Origin of the sequence: Ligilactobacillus acidipiscis DSM 15836 (genome assembly GCF_001435755.1) — a bacterium.
GTDB classification, from domain to species: Bacteria; Bacillota; Bacilli; order Lactobacillales; family Lactobacillaceae; genus Ligilactobacillus; species Ligilactobacillus acidipiscis.
The window spans coordinates 1-2,125 of the sequence record NZ_AZFI01000239.1; the positions used below are offsets into that span (position 1 = coordinate 1).

1 protein-coding gene is annotated in these 2,125 nt (G+C 35.9%); it reads left to right on the plus strand.

Features of this window, described 5'->3' with window-relative positions; all coding sequences use genetic code 11:
* Positions 1 to 294 precede the first annotated feature (294 nt).
* Positions 295 to 1,989 carry an aryl-sulfate sulfotransferase gene (locus FC65_RS10305; RefSeq protein ID WP_082619094.1) on the plus strand — a complete coding sequence of 565 codons (1,695 nt, stop codon included), beginning with the start codon at positions 295 to 297 and terminating at the stop codon, positions 1,987 to 1,989.
* Positions 1,990 to 2,125 lie beyond the last annotated feature (136 nt).

Below are 2,125 nucleotides of genomic sequence, written 5' to 3' on the forward strand. Positions count from 1 at the left end.
TGCTGATGAACGCTCATCAACACTAAAAAGTGTAGACCCCAATGTTTTAAAGTTTATATTGTTGCCTCTTTTTTTGATGTCTCAAAAAAGTGTGGTCAGATGGTTACTAAAGAAAATGGGCTAGCATGATTTGCTTTCACATGATGTCAGATAGTAAAAGAACGAGTTAGTTCTAAAAAATTGTTTAAATTTTTACCCTTTTAAAAGTTTTAACACATTAAGTTAAAGATAAAAGCAGAAAGTTTGGTACTATTAATATAATGTGAAATATAAAAATAAAAAAGGAGTGGTTCTTTGCATTCTTCCAAAAAACACAAAATTTGGATAATATCATTATTACTTATAAGTTCTCTGACACTATTTATTGCTGGCTGTGGTCAGCAGAACAATAACACTTCAAAAAAAGATCCAGATCAAGAAAAAAAGGATCGGGTCCCACTAACAGAGAAACAAATCAAGAAAAATATCAATGCAAAAAAGATTTCGGTCAGACAAGATGAACAAAAAGAGCTGACACAAGAATATCAAGAAGTTGCCCAAAACCAGAACTATACTCTAGAAAATCCCTTCGTTAAGGTAAATCCTTATAAAACTTCACCATTGAGTGCCTTAGTGGTGTTTCATACCAGTATCCCTGCATCAGTAAAATACACGGTGATCGGAAAAAATAACGAAACAACTCTGACTAACAAAGTTAACGGAGGAGCTAGCACGGTACATAAAGTTCCGATCGTTGGCTTATATGCTGATCATGCTAACAGAGTCAGGCTCGATGTTCAGTATCAAAATGGAACAACTGAGACAAAAGAATTGACGCTCAACACTGATAAATTACCAGCAAATTTGCAGCGGGCTAAAAGTTCTGTTTCTAACAAGAAAGCAGATCAAATGGATATCGGAGACAACAAACTGACTGTCATGAACCGGACAACACAAGAACCGTTTGCTGTAGATAGCAATGGTGAGATCCGCTGGTACTCCACGCTTTATACGCAACATGTTGTAGAGTCATGGTCTCAGGGCCATTTAATGATCTTAACCAAAAAAGATAATAGCAAAGAGCTTTATAATAGTTTGCTTGAAACCGATGCTTTAGGTAGGGTTTACCAAGAATATCAATTTACACCGAAAAACAAACGAACGCTGATCCACCACGATATTGTTGAGCTGCCCAATCATAATATCCTAGCGACGGTTTCAGATGGCTCAGTTTATGGGGAAGATACAATTGCTGAGATCTCTCATCAAACAGGCAAGATCGTGAACTTGATCGATATGAAACGTCTATTACCTAAATCTGTTTGGTATAAATATAAAGCCGATAAAGGAGCTGTTTCAGACGGTTCGGCTAGTCCTGGACATGATTGGTTGCACATGAATTCAATAGAGTATTTGCCGGAAGAAAATTCACTATTAGTCTCAAACCGTAATCAGGATCTAATATTCAAACTTGATTATAGAACCAAGGAATTTAAGTGGCTATATAGCGGTAAGAAAAAATCTGCTTGGCCTAAAAAATATCACAAGTATTTGTTAACGCCTGAAAAGGGAACTAAGCATACTGGAGGACAACATGCCTTGACACAGTTGCCTAATGACACGGGAGATCCTAATAAAGAAAATATTCTGTTGTATGATAACAACATTGCTGTGACAAACGGCCCTAAGAAGACTTCTGGCAAATATTCCCAAGGTACTCAATATCAAATTGATCAAAAAAATAAGACTATCAAGCAAACATGGTCATACGGTAAACAACTTGGGAAGCAGAATTTTACTCCTGTCATTGGTAACGCACAACGATTAGACAATGGGAACACATTACTAACTTTTGGCTTTAAAAATGGTGGTAAAGAAAGCAATATTATTGAAGTTAAACCAGATGGAACTCAAGTTTTCAACTTCTCGTTCAAACACAGTGGCAAGAAAGGTTATGTTTATCGCGCATATAGAATGCCACTGTACGATGGTAATTACAGGTTTGAATAGAATAGCATTTAAGCAATACGCTGGATATTAAAATTATCTGAAAAATGACTACTAAGTTTATGCTAGTGGTTATTTTTTTAGCTCGTTGGCTTGCATCATTGGTCCATATCAATTATAATTGGACTATACCAATAAA